Here is a 24,734-nt window from a genome sequence, read left to right as displayed (position 1 = left end):
TCAGCCCTCCTGCCGCAGCCGCAGCCCGTGCATGCCGCCGTCCACCGCGAGGACGGTACCGGTCGTCGAGGCCGCGGCGGGCGAGGCCAGGTAGGCGATCGCGGCCGCGACCTCGGCGGCGCTCACCAGGCGGCCCAACGGCTGGCGGGCGCGCAGCGCGGCGCGTTCGGCCTCGGGATCGGCGGCGGCGTCCAGCAGGCGGCCGACCCAGGGCGTGTCGGCGGTGCCGGGGTTGACGCAGTTGACGCGCACGCCCTCGCGGACGTGGTCGGCGGCCATCGCCAGCGTCAGCGCCTGCACCGCGCCCTTGGACGCGCTGTACAGCGCGCGCCGCGGCAGTCCCGCCCACGCCGCGATCGAGCAGGTGTTGACGATCGCGGCGTGCGCCGAGCCGCGCAGGTGCGGCAGCGCGGCGCGGCTGGCGCGCACGATGCCCAGCACGTTGACGTCGAGGACGCGGTGCCACTCGGCGTCGCCGTTGTCCTCGACGGTGCCCTGCGCGCCGATCCCGGCGTTGTTGACCAGCACGTCCAGCCCGCCGAACTCCCCGGCGGCCCGCGCCACCGCCGCCCGCACCGACGCGTCGTCGGTGACGTCGGCGGCGACGCCCAGCAGCGGGGCGGGCAGGCCGTCCGGCGCGAGGTCTAGGCAGGCGACGCGGGCGCCGCGCGCGGCCAGCAGTTCGGCGGTGGCCAGCCCGATGCCGGACGCGCCGCCGGTCACCAGCGCCGACAGCCCGGTGAGGTCACTCATTCCAGGCACTTCCCTCCGGGTAGGCGTACGCCTCCAGCGAGGCGGGCAACATCGTCGCGCCGAAGCCGGGCGCGGTCGGCGCGCGGTAGCGGCCGTCGCGGATCACGACCGGGTCGGCGAAGTGCTCGTGCAGGTGGTCCACGTACTCGATGACGCGGTCGTCCAGGCGGGCGCTGACCGCGGCGTAGTCGAACATCGACAGGTGCTGCACCAGCTCGCACAGCCCGACGCCGCCCGCGTGCGGGCAGACCGGCACGCCGAACTTGGCGGCCAGCAGCAGGATCGCGACGTTCTCGTTGACGCCCGCCACGCGCGCGGCGTCGATCTGGAGGTAGCCGAGCGCGCCGGCCTGGAGGAGCTGCTTGAACACGACGCGGTTCTGCACGTGCTCGCCGGTGGCGACCTTGACCGGCGCGATGCCGCGCGCGATGGCGGCGTGCCCGAGCACGTCGTCGGGGCTGGTCGGCTCCTCCACCCACCAGGGGTCGAACGGGGCCAGCTCGCGCACCCAGGCGATCGCGTCGGCCACGTCCCACCGCTGGTTGGCGTCCACCGCGATCCGGACGTCCGGGCCGCACGCCTCGCGGGCGACGCGCATCCGCCGCACGTCGTCGGCGAGGTCCGCGCCGACCTTCAGCTTGATCTGCGCGAAGCCGTCGGCGACCGCCTCGCGGCACAGCCGGGCCAGCTTGGCGTCGTCGTAGCCGAGCCAGCCGGGCGTGGTGGTGTAGGCGGGGTAGCCGTCGGCCTCCAGCTCGGCGATCCGCGCGGCGCGGCCGGGCTCGGCGCGGCGCAGGATCTCCAGCGCCTCCTCGCGGGTGAGGGCGTCGCTGAGGTAGCGGAAGTCGACCAGGTCGACCAGCTGCTCGGGGGTGAGGCCCGCCAGCAGCCGCCACAGCGGCAGCCCGGCGCGCTTGGCCTTCAGGTCCCACAGCGCGTTGACCACGGCGGCGACCGCCATGTGCACCACGCCCTTCTCGGGGCCGAGCCAGCGCAGCTGCGAGTCGTGCACCAGCGTGCGCCAGAAGCCGCCGAGGTCGTCCAGCACCGCGTCCAGGGGGCGGCCCTCCAGGTAGGGGGCCAGCGCGCGGATCGCGGCGGTCTGGACGTCGTTGCCGCGGCCGATGGTGAAGGCGAAGCCGTGGCCCTGGTGCCCGCCGGGATCGTCGGTGCGGATCACCACGTACGCCGCCGAGTAGTCGGGGTCGGGGTTCATGGCGTCCGAGCCGTCCAGCTCGCGCGAGGTGGGGAAGCGCACGTCGCGGGTGTCCAGCCGGGTGATGACCGGGACGCCCGTCATGACCGGCGCGCCCGTCATGCCCGGCCCACGGTCTGCCGCTGGGCGCCCAGGCCGTCGATCTCCAGTTCCATGACCTCGCCGCCGCGCAGGTAGGGCGTATCGGGCAGGCCGAGCGCGACGCCCGCCGGGGTGCCGGTGTTGATGACGTCGCCGGGCTCCAGCACCATGAAGTGGCTGAGGTAGCGGACGATCTCGGCGACGCCGAACACCATGTCCCGGGTGTGGCCGTCCTGGCGGCGCACGCCGTCCACCGACAGGCGCAGGCCGAGCGCCTGCGGGTCGGGCACCTCGTCGGCGGTGACCAGCCACGGGCCGAGCGGGTTGAAGGTCTCGCAGGACTTGCCCTTGTCCCACTGGCCGCCGCGCTCCAGCTGGAACGCGCGCTCGGAGACGTCGTTGGAGATCGTGTACCCGGCGACGCAGGCCAGCGCGGCCGCGTCGTCGTCCAGGTAGCGGGCGGTGCGGCCGATGACCACGGCCAGCTCCACCTCCCAGTCGGTCTTGACGCCGCCGCGCGGCACCAGCACCTCGTCGTACGGGCCGACGACGGTGTTGGGCGCCTTCATGAACACCACCGGCTCGGCCGGGATCTCCGCGCCGGTCTCGGCGGCGTGGTCGCGGTAGTTCAGCCCGACGCACACGATCTTCCCGGGGCGGGCGAGGGGCGGGCCGGTCCGCGTCCCGTCCCCGACGACCGGCAGGTCCCCGGCGGCCAGCGCCGCGCGGGCCCGCTCGACGCCGTCCCCGGCCAGGAACGCGCCGTCGACGTCCCGCACGACGCCGCCCAGGTCGCGGACCCGCCCGGCCTGGTCCAGCACGGCGGGACGTTCGGCGCCCGCCGCGCCCACTCGCAGCAGCTTCACACGGCACTCCCTTGATACATCGGATGACTTGGGTCCCATGTCTAGCAGGACGCACCCGGGACGATCAACCGCGGACCAGGGATTTTCAGGCGTACAGCACCGGCACACCCCGCACGGACCGCACTCCGAGGCGAGAAGAGATCGGATCTATGACCGGCCGGAGAAGTGCCTCCCCCACCCGGGCCCCTCCGGACGGCGGCCCCGCCCCTCGCAAGTGCGCCCGGACGCGTAAAGCCGGAACTCCCGTTCCGCCCGCGCACTTACGCGGCACCGGGAGAATCCGTTTAGCGCCATTGGTGAGGGAATAACGGTCGTCGTTCGCCCAGAGAAAGGACGACCGACATGCGCCGCATCAGCTCCGCGCTGAACGCGATCATCTCCACCCTCGTCAACGTCATCACCCTGCCGTTCCGGGTCCTCGGCCGACTGCTCGGCGGAGGCGGCCGCCGCCGCACCGCCCGGTGAACCCCGCGGCGAAATGGCCCGCCGATCCCGAGAGGGACGGCGGGCCTTTCGGCGCATCCCTTGCCGCGCCCCTTGACGTGGCCCTTGCTGCGACCTCCGACGGCCGTCCCGGCGGCCGCCGATAAAACCGGCCGAAAAAGGTGAAGAAGGTCACAACAGCGCATCCGGCGGTCTCCCGAACCCCCCGGTGCGGCCGCACCGGACCAACGACCGGCCCGAATCCGCTACGGTCAAGGTCGCCGCGTCGGCAAGGGGAAGGAAGTCACAGCACACATGGCCGAGAAGGTCATTCGCGTAGACGACATCGACGGCTCCGAAGGGAGCGACGTCACCAAACGGGACTTCGACGTCCTGGGGCGCACGTTCACGATCGATCTGGGCGACGACAACCACAAGCGCCTGCTGGAGACGCTGGAGTCGCTGGCCACGTTCGTCGAGCACGCCACCGAGGTCAAGGCGGCCCGGAAGGGCCGCAAGACCTCAAGCGCGGTGAAGCTCAAGGGCTACACCAACGCCGACGTCCGGGAATGGGCGGCGGCCGAGAACGTGGAAGTCACCGAACGTGGCAAGATCTCCGATGAGGTCTATGCTGCGTTCATCGAAGCTCATCCGGACGCCAAGCCGGACGCATAGCAAAGAAGGTCCCCGCATGGCACAGAAGGTCGAAGTCCTTCTCGTGGACGACATCGACGGCGGAGAAGCGGACGAGACGGTCACCTTCTCCCTCGATGGAATCACTTATGAGATCGACCTGAGCAAGCAGAACGCCGCCAAGCTCCGCAAGGAGTTCGAGCCGTTCGTCTCCAGCGCGCGCAAGGCCCGCAAGTCCGGCGCCCGGCCCGCCAAGGCCGGAACCCGGACGGCCGGCAACCGCGAGCGCTCGGCCGAGATCCGGGAATGGGCCAAGCGCCAGGGCATCAAGGTCAACGAGCGCGGCCGCATTCCGGCGACGGTCATCGAGCAGTACGAGGCCGCCCACTAGTTCGGGCGGTTCCGCATCCAGCGGCGCGGGGGCCGGACGGAGTTTCCGTCCGGCCCCTTCGCCGTGCCCGGGGAACGGGAAATTGAGATTCTCCGAACGCGGCCGCCTTTCCGCGCCGCCCTTGTTGACGCCTCGCCAACAAGGGCGGCAGGATCGTGCGCACAAGGACCGCCGCCCCGGAGGCCGCCGTGCCGCCCGTTCCCGCCCCTCCCCCCGTTCCGCCGCCCGTCCCGCCGTCCGTCCCGCCGCGCGAGCGGCTCGGCGAGCGCGAGGTGCTGCGCCGCGTCGCCGCCGAACCGCTGGTCGGCCTCGGCGCGGGCCGCGCCCTGCTGATGCAGCTCGCCCATCCCGAGGTCGCGCGCGGCGTGGCCGAGCACAGCGACTTCGCGGGCCGCCCGCTGGCCCGGCTGTTCGGCACCCTCGACTTCCTGCTCATCGTCACCTTCGGCACGCCCGACGAGGTGGAGCTGTTCTCCGCGCGCGTCCGGGGCCTGCACCGGCGCGTCAAGGGCGAGGGCTACTCGGGCACCGACCCCGAACTCCAGGTGTGGGTGAACGCGACCCTCATCGACTCGGCGCTGCACGTCTACCGGCACGTCATGCGGCCCGGCGCCGACGAGCCGGACCTGTCGGACGACTACTGCCGGCAGGCGCGGATCGTCGCCGAGGTGCTGGACGTCCCGCCCGGCCTGCAACCGGACGACCTGGCGTCCTTCCGCGCCTACGTGGACGGCATGGTCGCCTCCCTGGAGGTCTCCGACACCGCCCGCGAGGTGGCCCGCGCGGTGTTGTGGCCGAGGCGGCTGCGCTGGCTGGCCCCGGTGCTGTGGGTGTTCCGCCTGGTGACCACCGCGCTGCTGCCGCCGCCGCTGCGCGAGCAGTACGGGCTTCCGTGGGGCCGCACCCGCGCGCGGCTGGCCGACCTCGTTCTGCGGACCGGGACGGACCTGTACCACTTCACGCCCGCCTGGCTGCGACGGCCGCCGCAACGCCTGCTGGTGCGGCTGGCGACCCACCGGGTCAACGCGACGATGCGGCACAGCAGGCGACGCCGCCGCTGACCGCCCTCTGGAGGCACCATGCTCGGCGTCCTGGTGGATCTGCCGTGGTCGTACGCGGCCGGGGCGGGGATCGCGCTCGCCGCCGCCCACCAGCTGCGCGGGGCGGGTAGGGCCGCGCTCACCGAATGGTCCGAGCGCCCGGAACGTCCGCCGCGTCCCGGTGCGGACACGCCGCTGGGCCGCGCTCCGAAAGCCGAGGGGGCGACGGCGGGTCGGCACTTCGTCCTGGCGATGCTCTACAGCGCCCTCGTGTTCGTCCCGGCCAGCCTGTTCGTCGCGCACCGGTATCCAGAGTGGGCGACGGCGCAACACTCAGCGACGATCTCCGGCAACGACCTTCTCAAGCTGGCCGGTGCCGAACTCGCCCTGACGGCGCTGGGCTTCCTGCTGACCAGGGCGCTCCTGGTGGCGGGCCGCATCCGGTGGGCGGTGCTCCAGGTGCTGCTGCCCTGCCTGGCCATGGCGCTGATCCTGGTGCACGACTGGCGCAGGTTCCTGTCCACCGACCGCGCCGATCACGCCACGTTCCCGGACCACGTGCGCCTGCGCGCCCCCGGCCCGCTCCTGACGCAGGCGGCCGACTTCCTGACCTCCGGGCTCGCCGTGGCGCTGTACGTCACCGGAGCCGTCACGGTGGGAGCGCTGGCGCTCGTCATGGGGCTGCTGCACCAGTTCGGCCTGACCGACGCCGGGGTGCACGGTCCCGGCCTGCCCGGCGCGGCGTTCGTCGGCGCGGTGACGGTGGCGGGGATCGTCGCGGTCGCCCTCGTGCTGAACCTGCTGTTCGCCTGGACGGGCTGGATAGGCCCGCTGGTCGCCGCGCCGCTGTTGTGGATCGCGGTGGTCATGCGCGGTTCCTACGCCACGGTCGTCGTCGACGATCTGGCGCTGCCCGCCGAGCGCGCCGCCGACGATTCCGAGGCCGGGGCTGGCAAAATCGCGCCGTGACCACCCCCGAACAGCGCGACACCGGCTGCCAGTGCCTGTGCCTGAGCACCCACCCCGAGCACCGCGACGCCTGCACGCACACCGGCCAGCTCATCGTCACGGTGCAGGCCGCCCGCGCGGGCCGGACCTACCCGGTCCGGGTCCCGGCGTGCCTGCCCTGCGCGAACCTGCTGGAAGAGGCCCCGCACCCGGCCTGAGCCAGGGCCGCTCCGGCAGATCAGAACGTCATGGCGGTGGGGTAGCCGTCGGGGCGCATGGCCGCGTCGGTGCCGCCGTCCACGTACAGCACGGCGCCGGTGGTGAAGCGCGCCTCGGGCTTGAGGAACTGGTGCACCCAGAAGGCGATGTCCTCCGGCTGGCCGAAGACGCCGAGCGGCATCGGCGTCGGGAACTCGTCGGCGTCCAGTTCGGCCGCGCCGCCGGTGGAGCCGGTCATCAGCGGGGTGAGCACCGCGCCGGGCGCGATCGCGTTGAGCAGGATGCCCCGGCGCGCCCAGTCGGGGGTGACGGCGGTGCGCCGCACCCAGTGCGCCAGGGCCAGCTTGGAGGTCGCGTAGGCGGTGATGCTCGGCGCGCTCGCGGCGAGCTCCGGCGGCGGCACGGCCTGCCCGGCGCGCTCCCGGGCCGCCTCCTCGTCCCCGCCGAGCGCCAGCGCGGCGAGCCGGTCGTCGATCAGCGGGACGGTGCTGGCGGAGTTGGAGGAGATGACCACCGCGCGCCCCGCCCCGGAGGCGGCGAGCGCGGGACGCAGCCCGGCCAGCAGTTCCACCGGGCCGAAGTAGTTGATCGAGATGACGGCGGCGGGGTCCGGCATGTTCGGCCCGACCCCGGCGATCGCGGCGACCCCGTCGAGCCGCCCGCCGCACCGCGCGAGGACCTCCTCGACGGCGCGGGCACGCCCTTCGGCCGACCCCAGGTCGGCCTGGACGTCGGCGTCCCGCAGATCCACGCCGATGACGTCGTGCCCGGCCTCCGCGAGCGTCCGGGCCGTCGCCGCGCCCATGCCCGAGGCGGATCCGGTCACCGCGAACGTCCCCATCGCACTCACCTCGTCAATCGATTGTCAATCACTGATTGGATCAGCATATGTCCTCTGGTGGACCCGTGGGCCGCCGGTGCCTTCCGGCACCGGCGGCCCACGGGTCAGGCGGTCGGCGTCACTTGCTGACGCCGAGGGCGGCCCAGTAGGTGTTGGTGAAGCGGACCGTCGCGCTGCGGGAGCCGCCGACCTTGACCTCGACCGTGCGTCCCGAGCGGGCCTTGCCGCCGCCGACCTGGTGACGCGTGGTCACCTTGGCCGGGCCGCGGGCGCCGTCGGCCGTCTCCTGGACGCGGCAGGTGGTCGCCGTCGGCAGGATCAGCGGCTTGCCCAGGCGGACCAGACCGGAGCGGCCCGGCTTGACCGTCAGGCGGGTGCGGTGCCCGTCCCGGCAGGACGCGGTGATGGCGACCGCGCCGGTGCGCACTCCCTGCGGGTCGCGGATGAGCTTCTCCAGGCGGAGCTGCGCCCGCGGGGTGAACCGGTCGGTGAACCGGCAGGTGTGGTTGGGCGAGCTCGCCGTGAGGTTCAGCCCGGCCGTGGCCGATCCGAGCGGGATGGCGCGGCCGTCGCAGACGATGCCCGTGAGCCGCCAGGTGCCGTTCGGGTCGGAGCGGCGGAGCTCGGTGACGAAGTAGCGGCCCAGCGGAAGGCCGGTGAGGGCGGTCGCCGCGGGGTTGTCGCCCGCCGAGGTGGTCACGCTCTTCCGGATGGGACCGCGTTCGCGTTGGGAGGCGGCCAGTTCCGGGACCGTCGAACGGACCTGGAAGTCGGCGCGGCCGTAGCCGCCCACGGTGTACTTCTCGATCCGCAGCTCACCGGTCGGCTCGAACCTGTTGGTGAACACGCAGTTCACCGGCTTGTCGGTCAGCGTGACGGTGTGCTCGACCGCGGCCGTCCGCATGACGACGGTGCGCACCGGCGAGGTCTTCTGTTTCACGTCCACGCACTCGACCCCCGCCGGAACCCACCGGCCCATGCGCGTGGGCGCGGGCAGGGTCTCCCGGATGGTGTAGGTGCCGGCGGGGGCGTTCTCGACCACTCCGGCCAGCTTGGGGTCGTCCTCGTCATCGGTGGTCACCGAGCCGGGCCCGGTGAGGCCGATCGGGGTCGTCTGGAAGGCGAACGGGCCGCCGACGCCGCCCTCGGTCCGCTTGTAGACCGAGATGCCGTTGGCGAACACGCGCTTGTCCACGTAGGTGCAGGTGACGGTGTCCCCGGCGGCGAGCGTCACCTCGACGCGCGCGCCGCTGACGGTGGTGCCGCTGTTGTTGTTGGCCGAGTCGCAGGTGACCGAGCCCAGCTTCCAGCCGGGCGGCACCTCCTCGGTGAAGTCCCACGGCTCGTCCTGCGGGCGGGTCTCCCCGCGGTTGAAGACGACCTCACCGGGCTTGCCCGGCGCGGCCGTCACGTCGAACGCGCCGCCGGGGTTGTAGGAGACGTTGCCGTTGAAGTCGAAGGTGTGGTCCTGGTCGCCGCCGCCCTCCACCCGCTTCCGCACGACGATCTTGCCCGCGCCGGGCGGCGGCGTCACCGCGTAGTAGTAGCAGAACACGTGCGTGTAGCCCGACGGGAACGCCACGGTCTCGACGTTGTCGCCGTTGAGGTTGTCGACCGCGCAGCGCAGCGCGCCGAACCCGTAGGTGCCCCGCCCGAACACGCCGTTCAGCAGCGGGTCGGACACGGTGCCGCCCTGCGCCCAGAGCCGTCCCTGCGACAACCACTGCCGCTGCTGGTCGTTCAGCGTGACGGTGACCGCCCCCGCCAGCGACCGGCCGGTCGGCGCGCCGTTCTTGTCCAGCAACGGCGTCGAGCCCTTCGTCGCCGGCGTCTGCGCGCCCGCGCCGCTGACGAGGCTCAGCAGGTCCTTCTTGCCGTTGACGCCGGTCCCCCACTGGAACTTCCAGCCCACCAGCGGGTCGCAGTTGGGGTGGTTGGGCTCCTCGATGGCGGGGTCGACGGGCTGGCCGCTGGTGTAGACGGTGTCCTTGCCGAGGTCGCGGAGCGACTCCTGGATGTCGTTCCGCGCCAGGTTGGCCATGATGTCGGTGTACTCGGGGCACTCGCGCGCCGCGAAGGTGACCTTCAGATCGCCCGGCGCCCGTAGCGCCTTCGCCGCCGCACCGGCCCGCGCCGGCGCGGCCGCCGGGGGCGCGGGTGGCGCAGGAGGCGCGGCCGAACCGGTTCCTTGCATCAGTCCCGCCATCAGCGCGAACGTCATCAACAGGCAGATCAACCTTCTTGGCATGACCGCAGCGTGTCCCCGCGCCCGCCGCCCGCCCGCCTCCCCCGCCGAACTTAGCGATCTTCAGTGGAGCCGTTTACCCGCCCACGAGCGAGCCCTTCACCGCCACCGCCACCGCCACCGATTACGCTCGGGGATCAAACAGATGGCCCACGCCAGAACGCTCTCCTGGCGGAGACGGACACGCCTGTCAGGCGAAGTCGGTGCTGCGGCTCAGTTTTTCCCAGGCCAGCACGTCCTGGCGGGTGTCGTCCAGGTTGGCGAGGATCGCGTCGGTGGCGTCGTTGCCCAGCGGCAGGCGCAGCGGCGGCCGGTCGGCTTCCAGCACGGCCAGCAGGGCGGCGGCGGCCTTGGCGGGGTCGCCCGGCTGGCCGCCGTGGCTGTCGAGGTTGGCCTGCCAGACCGGCTCGACGATCGGGGCGTAGGCGGGGATCGGCGTGCTGCGTCGCAGCGTGCCGCCCGCCGCGAACCCGGTGCGGAACGCGCCGGGCTCGACGATGAGCACCCTGATCCCGAACGTCTCGACCTCGCGGGCCAGCGCCTCGGACCAGCCCTCCAGGGCGAACTTGGTCGCCGAGTAGGCCGGGACGCCCGCGAACGACATGCGGCCGCCCATGCTGCTGATCTGCACGATGGTCCCCGAGCCCTGGGCGCGCATGTGCGGCAGCACGGCGCGGCTCAGCTCGGCGGGGCCGAAGAAGTGCAGGTCCATCAGGTCGCGCAGCTCGGCGTCGCCGGTCTCCTCGGCCGCGCCGATCAGGCCGCGTCCGGCGGCGTTGACCAGCACGTCGATCCGGCCGTGCCGTTCGACGGTCTCGGCCACCACGGCGGGGACGCCGCCGATGTCGGTGACGTCCAGGAAGGTGGCGGAGCCGCGTCCCGGATGGGCGTCGGCCAGGTCGGCGAAGCGGGCCGGGTGGCGGTCGGCGGACACGACGGTGTCACCGGCCTCCAGCGCGGCCGTGGCGACGGCCCTGCCCAGGCCGGACGAGCCACCGGTGATCAACCAGGTGCGGGGGGTCGCGGTCATCCTGTCGGCTCCCTTGCCGGACGGTGCGTGCGCGGACCCCCTAATGATCATGCTTGGCCGGGCGCGGGGCAACGGGAATACGGCGAGGGGCGCCCGGCGATCGGCCGGGCGCCCCTCAACGGGTCGGGTGTCGGATCAGGTCGCGGGAGTGCAGGTGCGGTCGCCGGCGAACGCGTTGTCGACCGCCCACCAGCCGGAGTTCTGGCCCCGGTAGTACAGGCGGTAGCGCACGTCGGACTTGCCCGCCGCCTGCGGGACCGGGAGCACCTTGGCAGCCGGGCCCTTCGCGCCGGGGAAGCCCTTCGCGGACCAGATCGTCGTCCACGTCCGGCCGCCGTCCACGCTCAGGTCCACGCCGGTCGTCGAGTTGACGGCCGGTTCCAGGTCCTGGGCGAACTCGATCGTGGCCTTGCTCCGGCCGCGCAGGTCGTAGCGCGGGCTGGTCAGGTAGGTGTTCTGGACGTGCCCGGCGCCCGACTTGCGGGAGTCGACGATCGCGAAGCCGCCGCTGCCGCCGGTCCGGTTGCCGCGCTTGCCCGGGTCGCCGAACTCCCAGCCCGGCTTGTGCGTGTAGTTGGGGATGTTCAGGTCGACGTTGGTGACCTCCCAGTCCCGGGGCCGCCCGTTGCGGCCGAACTCCTCGGTGACGCCATTGCGGACCACCTTGTAGCCGCGGGCCGTGCAGGCGAGGTTCACGGTGAGGGCCACGTCGACGCGCTGGCCCTTGTCGGTGAGGGTGATCTGGCGGGTCGCCGGGTCGTAGCCGGGTTCGGTCGAGGTGTAGGTGAGGGTGTAGGCCAGGTCCGGCAGCAGCGGCAGGGTGTAGTCGCCGTCGTCGGTGGAGGTGGACCAGGTGTGGCCCTGGCCGTCCTTGGCGGTGATCTTCGCGGGCAGCGCCACGCCGCGGCCGGAGCCGTCGGTGACCTTGCCGGTGACGGCGACCCGCTCGGTCGGGGTCAGCGTGATGTCCCGGGTGATCGTCCCGTTCTTCGGCAGGGTGAGGGTGGCGGTGGCCGTCTGGTAGCCGAACGCGCTCGTGGTGACGGTGTAGTCGCCCGCCGTCAGCCGCAGCGCGTACGCGCCGTCGGCGCCGGTGGTGAAGCTGCGGTTCACCGGGCCCTTGACGGTGACGGTCGCGCCGGGCACGGGCTTGCCGTCGGCGGTGACGGTGCCCGACACCGAGCCCAGCCCGGCGGTGCCGGTCTCGACCAGCGCGAGCGCGTCGAGGCGGCCCTCGCCGTAGACGTTGTTGTCGGCGGGCGTGCCGCCGCACTGGTCGTCGGCGGTGTCGATGGCCGAGACGTCGAGCAGCGCCCGGGTCCCCGCCAGGTCGTGGGCGTACTCCGGCCGCGCCGACCACAGCAGCGCGACGGCCCCGGCGACGTGCGGGGTGGCCATCGAGGTGCCGTCCAGCTCGTTGTAGCCGCCGCCGGGCACCGCCGAGCGGATCGCCACGCCGGGCGCGGAGATGTTGGGCTTGATCTCCCCGTCCTGGCCCGATCCCCGGCTGGAGAACGAGGCGACCTTGTTCTGGGCGTCGTAGGCGCCGACCGAGTAGTTCAGGGTGCGGCTGCCGGGGGCGCCGGAGGTCGCGCACGCCGGGCCCTCGTTGCCGTTGGCCCAGACGCCCATGATCCCCGCGGCCGCCCACGCCTGCTGGACGTCCTCGAACACCGGGTCGTTGGAGGGCGGGGTGCCCCAGGAGTTGTTCACGATGTCGGGCCGCCGCGCCGGGTCGGGGTTGCGGCCGTCGCGGTCGGTGGGCGCGAGCATCCACTCGGAGGCGGCCAGCAGGTTGGCGTCCGAGCAGCTGGAGCTCTCGCAGCCCTTGGCGGCGATCCACCTGGCGCCGGGGGCGACGCCGATCTGGTTGCCCTTGCCGTCGTCGCCGACCATCGTGCCCATGGTGTGGGTGCCGTGCTGGTTGTTGTCGCAGGGCAGCTTGTTGCGGCACAGGCCGGAGGGGTCGAACCAGTTGTAGTCGTGGCTGAAGGTGCCGTCCGCGCCCGCGCCCCGGTACTGCCGGATCAGCGCCGGGTGGTCGTACTGCACGCCGGTGTCCACGTTGGCGATGACGACGTCCTCGCCGCGCCGCCCGGTCTTCTCCCACACCTGGTCGGCGCGGATGTTGGACAGGCCCCAGGCCAGGCCCGCCGCGGCGGTCGCCTCCCTGGACGCGACCGGCTGCTGCACCTTGTAGGTCCGGGACTGGCGGATCTCGGCCACGCCGGGCATCGCCGCCAGCTCGCGCGCCTCCTTCTCGGAGACGCCGCGCACGTGGATCGTGTTGACCGCCCAGTAGGAGCGGCCGGACAGCCCGGCCTTGCGCAGGGCCTTGCGGACCGGCTCCTGGGACCGTTCGGCGGTGGCCTTCAGCTCGTCGACGACCTCACGCCCGCGCTCGGCGCGGCCCCTGACCTTGCGCGCCTTCGACAGGTCCGCCCGGTCCGCCAGCCGCACCCAGATGTCGGTCTTGTCGCTCTTGGCGTACGCCGAGAGCACCTCCTGGTCGATCTTCGGTTTGGCCGCGGGGGCGGCCTGGGCGGCGCCGGCGGGCGCCATCGCGCCGGTCACCATCGACAGCGCGCACGCCACGGTGGTGGCGAGCGCCGCCGTCCTCTTCGTGAATCGCATGGGTCAGCGCCCCTCGCAGCTCAGGTGGGCGGCCACGGCGCGCACCCGCGCGTACGGCTGGCCGGGGATGTTCGACTCTTCGCCGTAGATGTAGACACCGACGGCCCAGACGTCGTTGGGGCCGGTGCCGTCGATGGCGCGGTAGACGTAGGTGAGGTCGTCGGGCTGCGCGCCCTGGGGGGTGACGACCTTCCACTCCTTGCCGTCCCAGTGCGTCAGGTTGGGGCTGACGACCGCCCACACGTCGCGCGGTCCGGCGACGTGCAGGGCCTCGATCTGGCCGTTGCCGGTCGCGGCGGTGCCCGCCACGGTGGTCCACTCCTTGCCGTCCCAGTGCGCCAGCAGCGGCGTGTTGGTGTTGGGGTCGGAGTAGACGCCGCGCCGGGCGCCCACCCAGACGTCGTTGGGCCCGTTCGTCACGACCGTCGTGGCGAGCGCGTCGGGCATGCCGGGCGTGGCGAAGGACGGCACCTCGACGTCGCGCCACCGCGTCCCGTCGTAGTGCAGGACCAGCGGCACGCGCGTCGTGCCGTCCTCCGCGCGCTGCATGCCGACGGCCCAGACGTCGCTGGCCGAGGACGCCGCGATCCGGAACAGTTCCGCTCCCTGGCGCGCGGCCGCCGGGTGGTCGACCGCCTTCCACTCGGTGCCGTCCCAGCGCTGGATGAAGCCGCCCTGCCCGCGCATGCCGCCCGCGGCGTAGGCGACGTTCGGCGCCAGGGTGACCACGTCGTTCGCGCGGGCCGGGGCCTTCTCGGGGTCGGGCGAGACCGCGCCGGGCGTCGTGGTCCAGCGGGTGCCGTCCCAGCGGGCGAGGGTGTCGGCGATGTTGGGCCAGGTGGCCTTGGGCTCGGTCTTGATCCAGCCGCTGGTGGCCGAGCTGTAGGAGCCGTGGCCCACCAGGAACCGGTCGTGCAGCGGCGACTGCGGGATCTGCCCGCGGGCCGGGGTGATCGACTTGCCGTTCCAGCCCAGCAGCGCGGTGCTGCCGGTGTCGACGTTGCCGGTGAACCGGACGTCGTTGGGCGCCAGCGCCTCGACGTCCACCAGGTCGACGTTGTTGGCCGGGACGGGGACGGTCTTCCAGGTCGGGGCGCACCCGGCGCTGGCCGGGGCCGCGCCGCCGGTGGTGATCAGGCCGGTGAGCAGGGCGGTCAGGCCCGCGGCCGTCGCCGCCGCGCGTAGGGGGATGCGTGGGGGGAATCGCATGGTGTGCACTCCTAGAAGGCGCCGGTGCCGTTGGGGGCGCCCATGCCGCTGGGGGCGTCGTAACGCCGCCCGGCGGTGCACAGGTAGCCGTCCCCGCAGTAGCCGTTGGTGCCGGTGGTGATGTCGAACAGGTGGCGCTGGGGGCTGCTGTAGGGCCGGGACGGCGCCTTGGTGCGCGCGGTGTTGCCCGCCAGCCCGTACACCCCGGAGATCAGCGCGGACGCCACCGGCGGGCCGGACACCCGCACCCAGCCGCTGGAGGAGGTGTCGTAGACCAGGACGGGCGTCAGGTCCGAGGCGACGGCGGCCACGTCGGCCACCGTGCGGCGGTTGCCGCAGGAGCCCTTGGCCTGCCAGGACGGCCGGGCGGCGTAGACCGAGCAGCCCGAGCTGGTGTGCCGCCACACGCGCTCGGACCAGCCGCGCGGGGTCGCGGGGTCGCGGAACAGCTCGGTCCCGGCCACCGCCACGACCGTGGGGTAGGCGGCGGGCAGGGCCTGCTGGCCGGTCCCGTTGAAGCCCGAGCTGCCGGACGAGGCGACGATCGCCACCCCCGGGTGGTCGAAGTGCTTGGCCAGGGCCTGCTGGCCCTCGTACTCGCCGGTCCAGGACTGCATCACGACGACCGCGTCGGCGCCCTGCCGCACGGCCTCGTCGACGGCCTCGCCCTGGTTGGCGAGGGTGTCGTCGTCGGCCTCGACCAGCAGGAGCTTGCAGTTCGGGCAGGCGGCCGAGGCCATGTCGAGCCCGACCGCGCCGTACAGGCCCCAACCCGGGACGGCGGGCGGCGGGGTCGTCCCGCCGCGCTGGTCGATCTTGCGGAGGCAGGGGAACTCCGCGTCGCAGGGGTGCAGGCCGTTGGCGGTCCGGTAGGCGTTCAGGTCCTCCTCGGCGAGGGAGTTGCCGAACGGCGACACCACGGCGATCGTGCGGCCGCCGCCGAGCAGGTCGCTGGGCAGCTTGTAGGCGTCCTGGAGCTGCGCGGCGTTCAGCGCGTTGGTCGGCATCTCCGTGGTGCCGGCCTTCTTGACGACCTTGGTGGGGACGGCCTTGAGGACGCAGTCCGCCCTGGCGTCCTTGTCGGTGCACACCGGGCGCTTGGCCGGCTTGGGCGCGTTGGCCGTGGCCGCGACCGGTGCTCCGGTCGGCGACGCCGCCGAGGCCGAGACCGGCAGCAGGGCCGCCAGCGCCACGGCCGCCGCCAGCACGGCCGCCTTCATTCTGGAATCTCGCATGTCTGCTCTCCCGCTCAGCCGTTGAGCCGGTAGGCGCGGATGTTGGTCTGCGTCACCGCGCTGCCGTCGCCGTCGCGGGCGGTGACCCGCAACGACACCCAGCGGGCGGTCTCCTTGTACTCCGGGTGCTTGATCTCGGCGCCGAACGTGCCGTCGGCGCGCGCGGCGGCGCTCACCGGCTCCGACCAGCTCTCACCGTCGTCGTAGGACACCTGCACCGTCGCGGTGACGCCCTTGGGGGCGGCCTGGTACTGCTGGTGCGACACCCGGAACCCGATGTCGAAGGGCTTTCCGGCCGGGGCCTCGGAGTTCCCGTCCAGCTTCAGCGTGTGGTTGACGAACAACATCGGCAGGAACGCGCACTTCTGGGACGCGTCCGGCGAGCAGGACGTGGTCTTCGGCAGGGTCGCCGCCGTGCCGCCGGGCGCCGACCGGAACGTCCAGTCGGTGGTGCTGGAGGTGCCGGGCGCGTCCGGGCTGTTCACGTCCCAGACCATCCGGTACTCCGCGGGGCGCGGCAGCAGCGGCAGGTCCGCCGGGTCCGGCGTGAGCGTGAGCCCCTCGGACTCGGTGGTGTAGGCGAGGGCGCCGTCGCGGAAGAACCGCAGGCGGCTGGTCTCGGCGTAGGCGTAGCTCAGCGGGTCGGAGTCTGCGCCGTGCCGCAGGAACACCGTGGCGATGTCGCCCTGGCGGCACGCCGCGCACACCTGCGAGCGGGCGTCGATCTGGCTGGCCCCGCCCGACTCGCCCATGAACAGGAAGCCGTCCGTCTGCACGTACTGCGCGGCGGAGGACGGCACGTCCGGCCCGCCGTTCCAGTCCAGCTCGACGACCTGGCCGGGGCGCAACGTCCGGCGCTCGCCGAGCAGGCGCTCGCCCTTGCCCGCGACGAAGGCGTGCTCCCAGAGCACCTGGTCGGGCGTGCTGCTGTACAGGTAGTCGGTGCGGTCCCCGGTGGGCACGCTCCCCGGAATGCCGGTCGGCGCGAACGTCCACGGCAGGTAGGCGATGTTGTAGAGGCCCTTCGGCTTCTCCATCTCGTAGTCCGAGGCGGGGTTGCGCAGCTTCGAGCGCAGCGTCGTCAGGTCCGCCTGGGCGACCGTGCGGGACTGCGTCGCGGGCACCGAGCCCTCGGCCGGGAAGAGCAGGTCGTAGTGGGAGCCCGCCCCGGGGTCCTCCTCGGTCCCCACGCTGAGCGACGTCATCGCCAGGTAGTGCAGCTTGCCCTTGGTGACCGGGCGGGTGGGGGTGACGCGCAGCTCGTTGTAGCCGGTGTAGGAGGCCGAGCCGAGACGCATGTTGTAGAAGCCCAGGAGCGCGCCCAGCCCGTTCGGCAGGATGCCGACCTGGTCACCGGCGACGCTGTCGCGGGCGAACGACAGGAAGTCGATGCGCGGCATGTCGGCCTTCGGCGGGTTCGCCAGGGCCGTCTTGTAGGGGACGGCCTGGCGGGCGTCCAGCGTGACGCTGGTGTCGCGGCTGACCGTGACCTCCGGCTGGATGACCAGCGCCGCCTTGGTGGACAGGTCGTCGGCGGGCCCGGTGAAGACGCTGACCTCGATGCTGTAGGTGCCCTCGGGCACGCTGAAGGTCTTCTTGCCGGTGCCGGGGTAGGCGAGGCCGAAGCTGGCGAGGCGGCCGTCGTCCACGTTGTGGGCGAAGCCGACCATGACGCCGGGCTTGCCGTCCAGGCCGATGGAGTCGATCGTCAGGTTGCGGTAGCGGGGGCTCTTGCCGGTCGCGGCGGTGGCCGCCTTCGCCGACAGGGGCTGGGCCGTCGCAGGGTCCGGGGGCGGCTTGGGCGCGCCGGACGGGGCGGCCAGCGCGACCTTGGTGACACCGGGCAGCGCGTCGGTGGCCGCGCCCTTCTCGCGCCAGTTCTCGGCCAGCAGCTTGCCGAATCCGGCGGCGTCCTTCTTGGTGACCTTGGCGCGGACCGTGCCGCCGCCCGCCGTCGTGGTGACGCTCGTGGCGGGGAGCGCCTCGGCCTTCGCCGCGCTCGCCTTGACCTGCACGGGCAGCGTCTTGGTGTGCTTGTCGTCGAGCTTGGCCCGCATGAGGTAGCCGACGTTGAACAGGCGGGTGTCGAGCGTCCGTCCGACGTAGGGGGCGGCCTCCGCCGGGATGACGTAGGTGTCGCCCGCGAAGGTGTACTGGGCGAAGGTGCCGCCGGAGCGGTCGCCGGACAGGGGGCTGGCCTGCTGGGAACCGTCGCTGGCCACGTCCACGCGGAAGCGGTCGCCGGTCACCAGCGTGACGGTGGAGCTGTCCACGATCCGGGCGCCCTTGGCCGGTGCCTTGGCGGGGGCCGTGACGGGCTGGGGCGTCACGTTCAGCGCCGGTTTCGGCGCGGGGACCGGACCGGCCGAGGCGGTTCCGGCGGTGGCCCCCGTCGCGGCGAGCACCAGGGCCGCGCCCACCGCGACCCCGCGCCTGCGTCGTGTCCTCGCCAGCGCTGCCGTCATGCGAAATCTGGGCACAGGTCCTCCTGTAGGGGGGAGTGGCGTCCGGCGGGCGTCATGCGTCGACCCATCCGGCGTCGTCGGCTCCCGGCTCGTCGGCCTCGGGATCGTCCGGCTGCTCCGGCTGATCCGGCTCCGGGAGGTGAGAATCGGACATGACGCCAGCGTCGCGGCCTACCGGACCCTCGAACCATGGGGAGGATCACCCATTTGGGAGCAGGGGATCCCGGCGGGAAATCACTACGGGTCCCGCAAACCGGTGGGGGTCCCCTACGCCTCGCGGGCTGCGGCGCTCAGGTGGGCGGCCAGCGCGGTGCGCGAACGCAGGCCGAGCTTGCGCAGCGCCGAAGCAAGATGCTTCTCCACCGTCTTCGGCGAGACGAACAGCTCGTTTGCGATGTCGCGATTGGTCAGACCGGTGGCCGCCAGCTCGGCGACCTCCCGTTCCCTAGGCGAGAGCGTGGGCCCGTAACCGCGCGGGCCGCGCCGGGACTGCGGGCGCGGCGCGACCTCGACGCCCCATTGCCGGGCCGTCCGCGCCGCCCGTTCGAGATCCCACCGAGCGCCCAGTTGCTCATAGGCATGAATGGCGGCCGCCAGCATGGTTGCCGCATCCGGATCGTCGGCGGCGTGGAGGGTTCCGGCTGCCTGCTCGCGCGCGCGAGCGGCCTCGTAGGGCGCGGGCAGTTTGTCGTAGGCAGCAGCCGCTGCGGTGAACTCCCCCGTCGCCCGCGTCCATTTGCCTTCGGCGGACGCTAGGAGCCCGCGCGCGTGCGGTAGGGCGCAGTCGACTAGCGGGGCGTCCATGCCGTCCATAGCGTCGGCGTAGCGATCCACCAAGGCGGCGGCGTCATCCGCACGTCCGACTGCGAGCATGGCTTCGGTGAGCGCTGGGACGGCTCGCACGCCGATCGGCCACATGCCGCGCGATTCCCACAGTTCGACATATTCAGCCGTGTCCGTGAGGGCGTCCTCCGCTTCACCGCGCGCGACCGCCAGCCGCAGCAGCGCGTCCACGATGAGCGGCAGAAGCGTGCCGTCGGTCGTCGCAAGAGCCTGCAACCGTTCCGACGCGCCGTCGAGGTTCCCACCGGCCAGGTCCAGGCAGACCGCCACGACCTCGGCCATGACCCGCTCGCTGCGGCTGCTGAGCCCGTCGAGCACCTCCGGAATGGCATCCGCCTGGCCCTCCCACTCCCCGCGCAGATAGGAGACCACCAGCAGGGCGGCGCGGCTGCGGTAGTCCATCGCGTCAGGGGCGTCCACGTCGGCGCTGACGTCCAGCGCGCGCCGCAACGACTCGCGCGCCAGGGCATGGTGGCCCGCGTGTCCGGCACCCAGGCCGAGCGAGAAGTAGGCGTTCGCGAGCCGCCAGTCGGCGGGGCCGGAGGCGGCGATGAGCTGGTCGGCGAGGCCGGTCCAGCGCCGATCGCCGGTGAGCACGCGGCCCATCGCGACCTTGCCGAGCACGAGCTGCCGTTGGGAGACGTCCTCGATGTCGGGCACGGTGGCAAGGGCACGATCGAGCCAGCCGGCGCGTTCAGCCACATCGTGATCGGTGGGCTCGGTGGGCATGCCGAGCGCGAGCATCGCCCAGGCGGCCAGACCCGAACGTTCGTCTAGGTCTTCGACCGCCCCACGGATGGCCGACCACTTCTCGTCCTGGTGCTCGCCGGTGTCGTCCAGGTGGAGGCCGAGCCGGAACTGGAGCTCGGCGCGCAGCGGGGCGGGCAGGTCGGCGTCGAGAGCACGGGCGAAGGCTTCGCGCAGATCAGGCACATGCAGGACGCGCAGCGCCGCAACGGCCATCATGGCGGTCAGCTCAGCGCGACGGACCGGAGCCAAATCAGCCTCGCGCAGGACGCTCTCCAAAAGCCGCACAGCCTCAGCATCGTCCCGGAGCTCAATCGCCTGAGCAGCAGCACGCTCAGCCACAGCGGCCCACTCAGCCAGCCGCCCAGCCTCCCGCAAGTGGTGCGCCAGACGACCGAGCGGAACCCGATCCAAACGCTGCACAGCGTCAGCGGCACGCCCGTGCAAATCGCGGCGGCGAGCACCAGGGACATCCTCGTACACCGCCTGCGCGGCAAGCGCGTGCCGGAAACCGAAAGCTCCCCCACGCTCAACAATCAGCCCAGCCCGAACCGCCTCATCAAGCCCATCAGGCCCCCCACCGCGCGCAGTGGCCAGCAAGACAGACTCAGGAACCCCCGTCATAAGCACAGCAGCAGCCTCAGCAACAGCCCGAGCCTCTGCCGTCAACCGAGCAACCCGCTCCAAAACCGAGTCCCGCACCTGCACAGGAACATCCAGCTCCGCAACGGCCTTACGAGCCCACCGCCCATGCCGCCAAGCCAACGTCCCACGCTCACGCAACAACGCCAGCAATTCCTGAACGGCCAGCGGAACCCCCGACCCCCGCTCACACAGGTAAGCAGCCAACTCCTCAGTAATGCGCTCAGCACCCAAAATGGCCTGCGCCATGGCGCGAGTCTGCTCAACATTGAGCGGCGCCAACTCCAACCGCTCCCGCGTGACCTCCGCAGCAGGCCGCGCAGTCATCTGCCGCAACCCGGGCCCAGCATCCTCACCCCGATAGGTGACCACCAACGACAGCCCAGCCGGCGGAACAGCCAACAGATACCCGAGAAACTCAAGGGTCTGCTCATCAGCCCAATGAGCGTCCTCGACCACCAGAACCGTGGCCCCAAGCGCAGCCAGCACCTCAACAAGCCCGCGAAAAATACGATGCCGCTCAGCAGCCCGATCCTCTAGCGGCTGCGGCTGGGGCGGCAGCAAATCCTCCAGCTCGGGCAGCAACGGCCGAAGCGCCCCGGCGACACGCGACAGCTCGGTCCCCGCCAACGCGGCACCAGACTGACGCAACGCCTCGACAACAGGCCCAAGCGGAAACGGCTCCCGAATGCGCTGGCACGTTCCCACGAGCACCCGAACACCCTCGGGCTCCAGCCCCGCAGCCATCTCCGCCACGAGCCGAGATTTGCCGATCCCGGCCTCACCGGAGACCACCGCGACCGCCGGGGGCCGCCGGACCGCGCCCACCAGCCGCGCAAGCTCGGCACTCCGCCCCACCAGCAGGGGCGAGACGACCTGCCCCACGACCGAGCGGCCGTCCCCGCTCATGCGCCGCGCATCCGCTCACCGAACCCAGTAACCCGCGGCCGACACGACCCGCCGACCGCAGGTGGCAGCGTAACCCTCAAGATCGTCCGCTGTACAGCCCCGCCCCCACTCCCGGCAAGGAGGAGGGCCCATAGAACACCAAAGGCCAGATCCTCGCGCATCCGCCCTGTTTGACCAGGGTGGAGGTGCTGACGCGCTACTCAAAAAGCGTGGTCAGGGATGAGCTGAATCGCGTGGCTGCTCAAGCAGGCAAGACCGGACGAGTTGCTACCGCTGGCGATGATCCCGAGATGGACGCCAAGGGACGTAACCCTCGTGCGCGGTTGCTCGGCAACCGCCTCACAGACTCCCAGATGATGAAGCTCGCCCAGGAATTCTTGAACGGCGGAACAATCAAAGACCCTAGCTGGGCACTATCGCATCGGCACTACCAGCGTGAAGAAGATCCTTCGCGATCGTGGCGCGATGAAACGTGAACGCTAGCAGCTAAGAAATCTTGGGCAAGGGCCGCTCGCCCCAGATCAATCCCGCTTGTGGATTGTCCTCATCACGCAGTTTTAGATTATTCACCAGGCGCGCACGCAAGTACGGATTGTGCCCACACTGAATCTCACCCTCATAGTTCGGATATCGCACCCCCACACCTTCTACTTCAACGCCAATCTTCATGAAGCTTGCCGGATATGGGTTGTGGGTAAGTGATTGAAGCATGTCTATAGGGTCATACTCCCGAGCGGCATAGAGGACTTCAACAAAACGCCGCACTGCATCTGCACCAGTCTGGGGCTTCAGAATAGCTGCGATAATTTCATTCGAAGGAACCTTGGCGTGGTCACCAACCCACTCCCAGGTGATGAGCCAAGCCTTGCGCCCCTTGTTTTGCATGTTCTTTGTCATGTCGCCTCTCCCAAGATGATTATAGAGCGTCATGCTCGCGACGCGTATGCTGTCGTCCGTGACCTCTTCACAGCGCCCCCTCTCCTTCCGCTCTCCTGACGGCCTCCAGCTCCGGGGAACGCTCGTCACTCCTGAGACACCCCTGGGAGCGCCAACTGTCTTCGTGCATGGCGGTGGCGTCACCAGGGAAGAAGGCAGCTTCTTTGGCCGCCTGGCGCTGGGCCTGGCCGAGGTTGGCTTGCCCTCACTGCGCTTCGACTTCAGGGGGCACGGTGAGAGTGAGGGACGGCAAGAAGACCTGACCATTGCAGGTGTTGCCAACGACGTCCGGGCAGCGGTGGAATTTGTCTGCACTGAAACAAGTAGTGAGCAGGCCAACGTGCTTGGGGCAAGCTTCGGTGGTGGCATTGCCGCCTTCTTCGCGGCCCGTCATCCCGCAATGCTTCGTCGGCTGGTGCTCATCAATCCGCTACTCAACTATAAAAAGCGGTTCGTTCTGGACAAGCCGTATTGGGATGCTGAGCACATCAACGAGGAAGCCGGACGGGAACTTCTGGCGCAAGGATTCGTGACTCACTCGCCAAGCTTCAAACTGGGGCGGGCACTCCTCAACGAAGTATTCTACATCAAGCCGCACGAAGAACTTGGCAATATCACTGCACCAACCCTGTTGCTGCATGGCACTGGCGACACGTTTATTCCGGTGCAGTCCTCACGGGATGCGGTCACTCTCTTCGGCGGTGAGGCTCGACTGGTCGAAATTGACGGTGCCCAACATGGGATTGCAGTACATGACGACCCGCAGTATGCCGACCCTCAAACCCAAGCCTGGCAAGCTGAAGCCATCCACACTATTGCCGACTGGCTACGCCAACATGGCATGGCGTAGCTCTCGCACACTTTCCAACTTGCTCCATGGCTGCAACTGTCCAACAAGCCGCAAGACTTCCTGATGCGTGCGAGCAGAATTTGTTTCGCGTGCCAGAGTCAACGCTTGGAGGCCAGTAGTAGCGGCATCGTTCGGTGAGTGGTCGGCAAGAAATGTACCACTCTTGAGCGACAGGAAGTAGCCATAGTCTCGCCGTGAAAAGGCTTGTGGTGATAGCCAGCGTTCATATATATCAAGGGCGCGTGTCGGCTGTCCGACTTCGGTGTAACAGATAGCCACCTGCAAGCCGAATAGGGCGGCATCATAGTGCGTGGCAAGGTCGAAATTTTCTGCGTCTTCGGCCAGCAGCTCCCGAGCGCGATCAATCTTCGGCTCAACGAGCGAAATATCTTTGCTCAGCATCGCGTGACCGCGTGCTTCTTGCTGAGCTGCTTCGGCTCGCACACGAAGCGGCAACTGCCAGGGGCCTTCTTGAGTCGCTTCGGCAAGGATGAGCATTCGCAGAGCATCACGTTCGTCCCAAGCCGCTTGGCTCTTTTTCAGCAGCACATAGCCTTGCATTGGAAGATCGCCCGACGCTTGCGCCCATTCGACTGCCCGATCACGCCAGTAGCCAGCCAGCTCAGGCATCGCAATATCGCGGTGCAGCCAGCCGATAAATTCTGCCACCTTCGCGCCGACGCGAAGCAGGGCGCGGCGAATCTCCGGCTTGGCTTCCTTGGCAATCTCCTCGATAGCAGCCACTAGGCCAAGGGCTATCGGGATGCTTTGCCTTGGGCCGCGCGTTCGGTCATTAGCTGCACAGTCGGCAAGCTGGCTCTCGAAGTGTCTTACTAGTTCCTCATCGGCGTAACGCCTCGCATCTGTGAGTGCTGCCGCTACATGCCGGAGTTCATCGAGTCCGATAGCGGGCAATGTCACCGCCGCAAGTCCACGCTTCAAAAAAGTACGACGCAGGATTTCACTCATGCGTTCCCACTCATCGTCTTCATGAGGCACAGGGGCGGCGAAAATATCCGAGTCACCTTCTGGCGCTTCCTCTTCAGGCAGGGAGAACCAGAGTAGTTCAGGTGGAATCCGCAGGATATGCGCGATCTGAATAAGTCTGTCCATATTTTGGACAGTGGGACTACCTTCGATCCGGCTGAGCTGCGACTGAGTGAGGAACAGCCAGCCGGCAGCTACCGCTTGAGAGATCGGCCGACCGTGGTAGGGATGGGTGCGGAAAGCACGCACTACTTTGCCCATGTGGCGAGTCACCAGGGCGGCTCGCATTTCAGCGGTTCCCCAAAACCACTCAGGCATTTCGGGCGCGCCGAACAAGACATCCCGGCTTCTTTGCTGGCAAGTGGCGCAAAGCGGCGCATTATTATCGCGCGCCAGCTTGGAACCGCACTGGGGACAGTGACGCCCAGGGTGAAGCGACTCCATGATCTGACCTCGTCTCGCTGTCAGCGGTTCGCCTACAGCCAGTCTACCGACGCTACTAGGTCAGATAACACAAACCTATGCATCCAACTCATGCGCGCTACGCATGACGTGCATCAAAAGTCGCCACCCCTGAGCCGAAGCTTGAAC

21 protein-coding genes are annotated in these 24,734 nt (G+C 70.6%); 8 read left to right on the top strand and 13 right to left on the bottom strand.

Annotation, left to right across the window (positions count from 1 at the left end; genetic code table 11):
- Genes AH6_RS27215 through AH6_RS27205 form a run of 3 tightly spaced genes read right to left on the bottom strand, consistent with a single transcriptional unit; the run spans position 1 to position 2,916 of the window.
- Positions 1-753 (bottom strand): SDR family NAD(P)-dependent oxidoreductase, encoded by a 753-nt coding sequence (locus AH6_RS27215; protein WP_067485439.1) that lies wholly within the window; start codon positions 751-753, stop codon positions 1-3.
- The gene (locus AH6_RS27210) at positions 746-2,071 is read right to left on the bottom strand and encodes an enolase C-terminal domain-like protein (protein ID WP_245679491.1); all 1,326 of its coding nucleotides are present in this window, start codon (positions 2,069-2,071) and stop codon (positions 746-748) included. The genes AH6_RS27215 and AH6_RS27210 overlap by 8 nt, the downstream gene beginning before the upstream one ends.
- Positions 2,068-2,916, bottom strand: coding sequence for a fumarylacetoacetate hydrolase family protein (locus AH6_RS27205; RefSeq protein ID WP_067485435.1), 849 nt, complete (start codon positions 2,914-2,916; stop codon positions 2,068-2,070). Before AH6_RS27205 ends, AH6_RS27210 begins: the two co-directional genes overlap by 4 nt.
- Before the next feature lie 342 nt (positions 2,917-3,258).
- Here AH6_RS27205 and AH6_RS46755 point away from each other — a divergent pair, with 342 nt between their 5' ends.
- From AH6_RS46755 to AH6_RS27180, 6 genes are all read left to right on the top strand, one after another.
- Complete coding sequence (locus AH6_RS46755) at positions 3,259-3,381, top strand: LPFR motif small protein (RefSeq protein ID WP_281180286.1); 123 nt, start codon at positions 3,259-3,261, stop codon at positions 3,379-3,381.
- 273 nt (positions 3,382-3,654) lie between these two features.
- Positions 3,655-4,014, top strand: coding sequence for a histone-like nucleoid-structuring protein Lsr2 (locus tag AH6_RS27200; protein WP_067485433.1), 360 nt, complete (start codon positions 3,655-3,657; stop codon positions 4,012-4,014).
- Between the two features lie 16 nt (positions 4,015-4,030).
- Positions 4,031-4,363 (top strand): histone-like nucleoid-structuring protein Lsr2, encoded by a 333-nt coding sequence (locus AH6_RS27195; RefSeq protein WP_067485431.1) that lies wholly within the window; start codon positions 4,031-4,033, stop codon positions 4,361-4,363.
- Positions 4,364-4,518: 155 nt separating this feature from the next.
- Complete coding sequence (locus AH6_RS27190) at positions 4,519-5,424, top strand: oxygenase MpaB family protein (protein ID WP_245679490.1); 906 nt, start codon at positions 4,519-4,521, stop codon at positions 5,422-5,424.
- An 18-nt stretch (positions 5,425-5,442) separates the two neighbouring features.
- Entirely contained in the window at positions 5,443-6,372 is a 930-nt protein-coding gene (locus tag AH6_RS27185; protein WP_067485429.1) for a hypothetical protein, read from the top strand.
- On the top strand, positions 6,369-6,569 hold the full coding sequence (locus tag AH6_RS27180; protein ID WP_067485427.1) for a hypothetical protein: 201 nt from the start codon (positions 6,369-6,371) through the stop codon (positions 6,567-6,569). Before AH6_RS27185 ends, AH6_RS27180 begins: the two co-directional genes overlap by 4 nt.
- Positions 6,570-6,589: 20 nt before the next feature.
- On the opposite strand, the gene AH6_RS27175 is transcribed toward AH6_RS27180, so the two are convergent.
- The 8 genes from AH6_RS27175 to AH6_RS27140 form a co-directional block, all read right to left on the bottom strand.
- Entirely contained in the window at positions 6,590-7,411 is an 822-nt protein-coding gene (locus tag AH6_RS27175) for an SDR family oxidoreductase (RefSeq protein ID WP_067485425.1), read from the bottom strand.
- A 118-nt stretch (positions 7,412-7,529) separates the two neighbouring features.
- A complete protein-coding gene (locus tag AH6_RS27170) occupies positions 7,530-9,659 on the bottom strand; it encodes a prealbumin-like fold domain-containing protein (protein WP_157431751.1) in 2,130 nt (709 codons plus the stop codon).
- 187 nt (positions 9,660-9,846) lie between these two features.
- On the bottom strand, positions 9,847-10,686 hold the full coding sequence (locus tag AH6_RS27165; protein ID WP_067485417.1) for an oxidoreductase: 840 nt from the start codon (positions 10,684-10,686) through the stop codon (positions 9,847-9,849).
- A 135-nt stretch (positions 10,687-10,821) separates the two neighbouring features.
- Positions 10,822-13,320 carry a S8 family serine peptidase gene (locus AH6_RS27160; protein WP_067485414.1) on the bottom strand — a complete coding sequence of 833 codons (2,499 nt, stop codon included), beginning with the start codon at positions 13,318-13,320 and terminating at the stop codon, positions 10,822-10,824.
- A 3-nt stretch (positions 13,321-13,323) separates the two neighbouring features.
- Positions 13,324-14,529 (bottom strand): hypothetical protein, encoded by a 1,206-nt coding sequence (locus AH6_RS27155; RefSeq protein WP_067485411.1) that lies wholly within the window; start codon positions 14,527-14,529, stop codon positions 13,324-13,326.
- An 11-nt stretch (positions 14,530-14,540) separates the two neighbouring features.
- Positions 14,541-15,764: a S8/S53 family peptidase gene (locus AH6_RS27150; protein ID WP_157431750.1), complete on the bottom strand. Its 1,224-nt coding sequence runs from the start codon at positions 15,762-15,764 to the stop codon at positions 14,541-14,543.
- Positions 15,765-15,778: 14 nt separating this feature from the next.
- Entirely contained in the window at positions 15,779-18,244 is a 2,466-nt protein-coding gene (locus AH6_RS27145; RefSeq protein WP_157431749.1) for a hypothetical protein, read from the bottom strand.
- Between the two features lie 252 nt (positions 18,245-18,496).
- Positions 18,497-21,370: an ATP-binding protein gene (locus tag AH6_RS27140; protein WP_067485402.1), complete on the bottom strand. Its 2,874-nt coding sequence runs from the start codon at positions 21,368-21,370 to the stop codon at positions 18,497-18,499.
- Between the two features lie 185 nt (positions 21,371-21,555).
- Between AH6_RS27140 and AH6_RS44150 the strand changes: the two genes are divergently transcribed.
- The gene (locus AH6_RS44150; RefSeq protein WP_157431748.1) at positions 21,556-21,846 is read left to right on the top strand and encodes a hypothetical protein; all 291 of its coding nucleotides are present in this window, start codon (positions 21,556-21,558) and stop codon (positions 21,844-21,846) included.
- Between the two features lie 10 nt (positions 21,847-21,856).
- Here AH6_RS44150 and AH6_RS44145 read toward each other — a convergent pair whose 3' ends face one another.
- Positions 21,857-22,267, bottom strand: coding sequence for a hypothetical protein (locus AH6_RS44145; RefSeq protein WP_157431747.1), 411 nt, complete (start codon positions 22,265-22,267; stop codon positions 21,857-21,859).
- A gap of 58 nt (positions 22,268-22,325) precedes the next feature.
- Here AH6_RS44145 and AH6_RS42810 point away from each other — a divergent pair, with 58 nt between their 5' ends.
- Positions 22,326-23,156, top strand: a complete 831-nt coding sequence (locus tag AH6_RS42810; RefSeq protein ID WP_218005941.1) for an alpha/beta hydrolase — start codon at positions 22,326-22,328, stop codon at positions 23,154-23,156.
- Here the strand turns inward: AH6_RS42810 and AH6_RS44140 are convergent.
- Positions 23,133-24,479, bottom strand: coding sequence for an NsdA family TPR-like regulatory protein (locus tag AH6_RS44140; RefSeq protein ID WP_157431746.1), 1,347 nt, complete (start codon positions 24,477-24,479; stop codon positions 23,133-23,135). The genes AH6_RS42810 and AH6_RS44140 overlap by 24 nt on opposite strands.
- Positions 24,480-24,734: the final 255 nt, after the last annotated feature.

Origin of the sequence: Actinomadura hibisca NBRC 15177, assembly GCF_001552635.1 — a bacterium.
Lineage (GTDB): Bacteria > Actinomycetota > Actinomycetes > Streptosporangiales > Streptosporangiaceae > Spirillospora > Spirillospora hibisca.
This window is presented reverse-complemented; position numbering and strand designations above follow the sequence as displayed.

What these genes read in the sequence shown, in the direction of transcription:
- AH6_RS27140 (WP_067485402.1), bottom strand. Translation starts at nt 21,370, where the DNA reads ATGAGCGGGGACGGCCGCTCGGTCGTGGGGCAGGTCGTCTCGCCCCTG.
- AH6_RS27150 (WP_157431750.1), bottom strand. Translation starts at nt 15,764, where the DNA reads ATGCGAGATTCCAGAATGAAGGCGGCCGTGCTGGCGGCGGCCGTGGCG.
- AH6_RS27175 (WP_067485425.1), bottom strand. Translation starts at nt 7,411, where the DNA reads ATGGGGACGTTCGCGGTGACCGGATCCGCCTCGGGCATGGGCGCGGCG.
- AH6_RS27185 (WP_067485429.1), top strand. Translation starts at nt 5,443, where the DNA reads ATGCTCGGCGTCCTGGTGGATCTGCCGTGGTCGTACGCGGCCGGGGCG.
- AH6_RS27210 (WP_245679491.1), bottom strand. Translation starts at nt 2,071, where the DNA reads ATGACGGGCGCGCCGGTCATGACGGGCGTCCCGGTCATCACCCGGCTG.
- AH6_RS27215 (WP_067485439.1), bottom strand. Translation starts at nt 753, where the DNA reads ATGAGTGACCTCACCGGGCTGTCGGCGCTGGTGACCGGCGGCGCGTCC.
- AH6_RS27165 (WP_067485417.1), bottom strand. Translation starts at nt 10,686, where the DNA reads ATGACCGCGACCCCCCGCACCTGGTTGATCACCGGTGGCTCGTCCGGC.
- AH6_RS27200 (WP_067485433.1), top strand. Translation starts at nt 3,655, where the DNA reads ATGGCCGAGAAGGTCATTCGCGTAGACGACATCGACGGCTCCGAAGGG.
- AH6_RS44145 (WP_157431747.1), bottom strand. Translation starts at nt 22,267, where the DNA reads ATGACAAAGAACATGCAAAACAAGGGGCGCAAGGCTTGGCTCATCACC.
- AH6_RS27155 (WP_067485411.1), bottom strand. Translation starts at nt 14,529, where the DNA reads ATGCGATTCCCCCCACGCATCCCCCTACGCGCGGCGGCGACGGCCGCG.
- AH6_RS46755 (WP_281180286.1), top strand. Translation starts at nt 3,259, where the DNA reads ATGCGCCGCATCAGCTCCGCGCTGAACGCGATCATCTCCACCCTCGTC.
- AH6_RS27195 (WP_067485431.1), top strand. Translation starts at nt 4,031, where the DNA reads ATGGCACAGAAGGTCGAAGTCCTTCTCGTGGACGACATCGACGGCGGA.
- AH6_RS27170 (WP_157431751.1), bottom strand. Translation starts at nt 9,659, where the DNA reads ATGCCAAGAAGGTTGATCTGCCTGTTGATGACGTTCGCGCTGATGGCG.
- AH6_RS27160 (WP_067485414.1), bottom strand. Translation starts at nt 13,320, where the DNA reads ATGCGATTCACGAAGAGGACGGCGGCGCTCGCCACCACCGTGGCGTGC.